A 5,360-nucleotide genomic window follows, 5' to 3' on the forward strand; every position below is an offset into this window, starting at 1 on the left:
GAACTGCGTCGAGCGGGCGCGGTGGTAATGGTCAATGGCAAGCCTCAAAAGCACGCGGTCAAGTTCAGCCTCGACACCAGCGACTATCGAGCCGCGTGCGGCTTGGTTGCAACTCACACAGCCATCTGGACGGCTGAACTTGAAAAGCGGCGACAGGAACTCAAGCTGGCACCCTCTGGGGCATGGTCTCCAACAACTTCGGTGACCTCGCCGATGGCACCACCACCCGCCGCCCACAGCCCGTGCAGATCGGCACTGCCACGAACTGGCAGACCATCGCCTCCGGTCAGCAGCACGCCCTTGCTTTGCGGACGGACGGCAGCCTCTGGGCCGCAGGTTTTAATTCCAACGGACAAGTCGGTGATGGCACGGGGAGTCAAAAAATCAGCTTCGTACAACTCGGTGCCAGCACTTGGACGGTGATCTCTGGGGGACAGAACCACAGTGCCGCTATCCGCAGTGATGGCACCCTTTGGGCCTGGGGACTGAACACGAACGGCCAGCTCGGAGACAGCACCACCACCCAGCGCACCGCTCCGGTGCAAATCGGGCTCGCCACCACCTGGGCCGCTGTCTCTGGCGGAGCCAATCACAGCCTGGCCCGCCAGACCGATGGCACACTTTGGAGCTGGGGCCGAAACTCGGACGGCCAGCTTGGTCTAGGAGACACGACCAACCGGTCCGCACCGCTGAAAATAGGCACCTCCACCAACTGGACCAGCCTTCATGCTGCTTCCACCCACTCCCTGGCCCTCCAGGCCGACGGAACTCTCTGGACCTTTGGCAATAACTCCAACACCCAGCTTGGCGACCTGACATCCACCCGCCGAACCATTCCCATCCAGATCGGTAATCTCACGACCTGGACCCGTCTCGCTAACGGTCCTAGCTTTTTCAGTCTGGCTGCCACCGCCGATGGCAGCCTGTGGGGCTTTGGGACCAATGGCGACTACCAGATCAGCTCGAATGCACGCGTTGAGAGCTTGTTGGAGCTGGCCCATCCCGGCATCGGCACCCAGACCATCACGACTCCTGCCGTTCAGATCACAAGCTTCGGCGTGCCAGTTCCCCTGACCGGCACCAGCAGCAGCGGCCTGCCAGTGAGTTATGCCGTCAGCGGTCCGGCCAGCATCTCCAGCGGCCAGCTTACCGTCACAGGCCCCGGCGTCGTCAAACTCATCGCCTGGCAGGCAGGTCAACGCCCAGCGTGGATGAGCACCTCACCGACAGAAGTCCCCGTCATAGTGCCGCCGCTCGCCATCACCCTGCCTACCTCGGCGCTCACCTCCACCGCCGTCACCCTCAACGGCAGCGGCAACGCCAACAGCCTGTCCACCACCTTCGTTTTCGAATACGACACGGACATCTCCGACCTCAGTTATGCAAACAGCATCGCGGCCACTCCAGGCGTTCTCACCGGCCTCACCACCACGGCAGTCTCTGCTTCACTGGCCAACCTGCCGCCCGCCACGCTCTACCACTACCGCCTCCGCGCCAGCAATGCCGCAGGCACCGCGTTCGGAACTGACGGCACCTTCACCACCCTCACCCCCTTCGCCGAATGGCTCGCCGCCAACAGCATCCCCGGCCCGAATGCAGACCCCGAAGACGATGCCGATGGCGACGGCATCGCCAACCTGCTCGAAGCCGCTTTGAACATGAATGGCAATGCCGGCAGCCAGCACCAGCTCCCCAGCTCAGGCTCAGCCGTGAATCCTGGCGATGGCGAGCGCTACCTCACCTACAGTTTCCGCCGCCGCATCGCCCCAGGCACCCTTCAATACATCCTCGAAAGCTCCACCGACCTCACCACCTGGGACATCATCCCCGGACTGAATCTCGAACAACTCAGTGCAACGCCGACGGGTGATGGCGTCACCGAACTCATCACCATCCGAGTCAGTCCGTCCATCGATGACTCACCGACCCCGCGCTTCATCCATCTGAAGGTGACCGTCACTCCCTGAAGCTTCATTCATCGAATCCATGCACAGTTTGAGGCATCCGGGTGGCAGTCCCCGGTTGTGTGACGTGGTCTGTGCTCCATCTTGGCATCATCATGCCTCTCACTGAAGACACCCTCTCCCGCCTCGGAGCCGAAGTCCCGCTGCCAAAGATCGACCGCGCCCTGAAGGAAATCTGGGCCAGCGATGAGGCAAAGACGCGCTCCTCGCTCATCAACTTTGCCATTTACTCCGAAGATCCCGAGTCGCTGGCGCTGAACAACGAACGGCTGGAGAAGATCACGGCGGACCATTCCTGCCGTGCTCTGCTGATCACCTGCCTGCCACAGATGCATCCCCAGCGGGCACGGGCATGGATCAATGCGCTCTGCCGCCCCTATCAGGGGAAGCAGGTGGTGTGCAGCGAGCAGATCAGCTTTCTGCTGGAGGGTGGAGATGCTGCGCAGGTGCAAAATGTGGTCTTCGGCCATCTCGACTCGGATCTGCCGCTCTTCGTCTGGTGGCAGGGTGCACTGACGCTTAACTTTGAGGAGCGTCTGTACTCGCGCATCCACACACTGATCGTGGATAGTAGTGCCTGGGCAGATCCGCAGGTGGAGCTGTCGAGCCTCCTCGCCGCGCGTGATGCAGCCACCTTTGATGTGCGTGACCTGAGCTGGACGCGCAGCCACTTCCTGCGCACGGCGTTGGCGAGTTCCTTTCAGGATGTGAAGGCTCGTGAGCACCTGCTAAAGATCGAGTCCGTGGAGATCACTCACGCCGTGGGGCAGAAATGCTCCGCGCTGCTGCTGGCGGGCTGGATCGCCCAGCGGTTGAAGGCAGAATTGGATGACTCCCAGCCTGGCCTTGTTTTCAAAAAACCAGAAGGTCAGGTGTTGCGAGTGACTCTGCGGGAATCAGACGTGGCCTGCGCGCTGACGTCGCTGCGCATCATCGCCCCGTGTCTGGATCTCGCCATCACACGCGAGGGCGGCTCCGCCTTTGTGCGCACGAGCGCCACCTGTGAGGGTCACAGCCATGAGGAAATGCTCCCCGCCGATGTGGTGAGCGAAGCCGAACTCATCGGTGAACAGCTCAGCCGTGCGGGTGGGAACACTCACTTCCGTGCCGTGCTGCCTCTGCTGGGGCAGATGCTCGGGCGTTGATCACTTCAGCAGACTCCAAAGATGATCCAGGTCCTCATCCGAGATGAGTGGGTCGATCGTCTCGCGGGCGATGCTGATAAAGAAGCTGCGTGCTTTGATGATGAGATTCACCAGGCGTACCCGCAGGGCATTGGCGGTGAGGCCATGCAGGGCGGCCACTTCGGTTTGATTCGGACCATTCTTCGGCCAGCCCTGAAGCAGGTGTGGGCGCAGAGACTGGTAGAGAGCGGGGCGTTTCTGCACTTTGGAGTCGGAGTCCAGCCGCCTGAGCGTGGCCTCCCAAAGGCCCAGTGCCAGAGCTAGGTCGCAGGACTGCGCGGCATCCATGCCAGAATGATGATGACGGCTGAACTCCTGCTCCGCGCTGCTGAAGTCCCACTGCACATGCTCCACTCCGCCCCCACGTTTTCTGGCCGCGCGATGTTCGCGACGGTTCATCAGACGGTTGTTGAATGAGCGGATCATCCAGCTCCGCAGGCGGCCTTTCTCTTTTTGCAGCGTCTTTAGGGCATCTTGCCCGATCACATGGGCAAAGAAGTCCTGCACCGAGTCTTCGGCATCGTGGGGACCGAGACCGGAGGCCCGGGCATAGTGGTATAGCGCGCTGCGATAGGCTGAGCACAGCCGCTCCAAGGCAAGCTCGGCGGCACCCAAGTCGTCATTCGAGTGCAGAAGATGCACGAGTGTCCATTGAGTGGTAGGAAACAGACTGGCGGGAGGGTCCACGGTGGATTATGTTTCTATGCATTACCGGAAAAGCGGTATTTTGTTACCAACAAAGCCAAAAGAAATGGCATCAGGGCAGTGTAACAGTCCCCCATAAGGGTTACTTTCCTCCTTCTTCATGGGTTCCTCCCTTCAAACTCCACCCTCCACGCAGCAGATCCCCGACTGGCTGCGCGAGCTCGGCTGGGAAGAAGTCTATGAGGTGCGCCGCCTGATCGCCCGGGGTGGAATGGGGCGTGTGTATGAGGGCTGGCACCGCACTCTTGGCATTCCCGTGGCGCTGAAGATCATCGATCCTCATCTGGTATCCGAAGATCACATCCGGGCTCGGTTTGAAAAGGAGGCCATGACTCTGGCCCGCCTCCAGGAGCCGGTGCCGCATCCGAACATCGTCCGCGTCATCGACTTCAAACTGCTCGACGGCGTCGGGTGCATCGTCATGGCCTACATCAAAGGCATGGACCTGCGCGCCTGGTGCGTGGATCTCGACTTAGGCCACAATGCGCGGGTGGGACTCATCGAGCAGGTGGCACGTGCGGCGGGCTATTTCCACAGCTTCGGTCTCGTGCATCGGGATCTCAAGCCAGCCAATGTGCTCGTGCGTGAGGGCTGCGGAGAGCCGGTGATCGTGGACTTCGGCATTGTGCGCGGGCGTGAGGATGTGACCCTCACCCGCACCCAGCAGGCGCTCGGCACCGCTGCCTACATGGCCCCGGAGATCCTCGGCGTGAAGGGCGTCGAGACATTCACACGCGCCACCACCACCGAAAGTGACACAGAGCCGAGAGCGCCCGGAGAGATCAGTCCCACGGCCGATGTCTATTCGCTCGGCGTCATGCTCTACGAATTGCTGTGCGGAGAGCTACCCTACGGCAGCACACTGGCCGAGGTGCTGCCCAAGCATCAAAAAGAAAGCCCGCCCAGCATTCTCCTATCGGGAGCTCGGCGTATTCATCGCGATCTGGAGCGCGTTTGTCTGAAGGCCATCGCTCACCGGCCCTCCGAGCGTTATGCCAACGGCACAGCCCTGGCAGAGGATCTCGCCCGCTATTTGCGTGGAGAACCGGTGCTGGCACGGCCCATCTCAAAAATCCGCCATGCTGCACGACGAGCCAAACAGCGGCCATTGCTCTGCATGGCAGCAGGGGCCGGAGTCATACTGGCACTGCTGGCCATCGCTCGTCTGAACCTGGATGCACAGCACATGAAAGTGGCCCGCCTGCGTGAGCAGATCGGGGTAAACATTCCGGTGGCTGCCTTGTCTTCAGCCCAATTAAAAGAAACGGATCGTCTGATCGATCAGCTCAACAGTTACGACCCTCCCCAGGCGGCGATTTTCCAGCGCACTCTCATTCAGGGGGCGGCAAACGATATTCTCCAGCGTCTCAAGCAGCCAAGGATCGGCGAGAATGACCGCGCCGAAATCGAAGCCACCCTGGCCTGGATCAAGGATCACGACGCTGCAGAAGCAGCGCGGCTGCGCCTCGTTGTCGAGGAGCGTCAGTCGCGCTGGGACACCTTGTTG

General features: G+C 61.2%; 3 protein-coding genes and 1 pseudogene. 3 read left to right on the plus strand and 1 reads right to left on the minus strand.

The window, feature by feature from the left end; all coding sequences use genetic code 11:
• Positions 1-170: 170 nt before the first annotated feature.
• Positions 171-1,967: pseudogene (locus AC6FTP_RS25215) on the plus strand (RCC1 domain-containing protein); the annotation flags it as partial.
• Between the two features lie 92 nt (positions 1,968-2,059).
• Positions 2,060-3,109, plus strand: a complete 1,050-nt coding sequence (locus AC6FTP_RS25220) for a glucose-6-phosphate dehydrogenase assembly protein OpcA (RefSeq protein ID WP_497209665.1) — start codon at positions 2,060-2,062, stop codon at positions 3,107-3,109.
• Here AC6FTP_RS25220 and AC6FTP_RS25225 read toward each other — a convergent pair whose 3' ends face one another.
• On the minus strand, positions 3,110-3,835 hold the full coding sequence (locus tag AC6FTP_RS25225) for an RNA polymerase sigma factor (RefSeq protein ID WP_497209666.1): 726 nt from the start codon (positions 3,833-3,835) through the stop codon (positions 3,110-3,112).
• A 118-nt stretch (positions 3,836-3,953) separates the two neighbouring features.
• Between AC6FTP_RS25225 and AC6FTP_RS25230 the strand changes: the two genes are divergently transcribed.
• A partial coding sequence (locus AC6FTP_RS25230; RefSeq protein ID WP_497209667.1) for a serine/threonine protein kinase occupies positions 3,954-5,360 on the plus strand: 1,407 nt, incomplete at its 3' end.

This window comes from Prosthecobacter sp. (genome assembly GCF_044378005.1).
GTDB lineage: Bacteria > Verrucomicrobiota > Verrucomicrobiia > Verrucomicrobiales > Verrucomicrobiaceae > Prosthecobacter.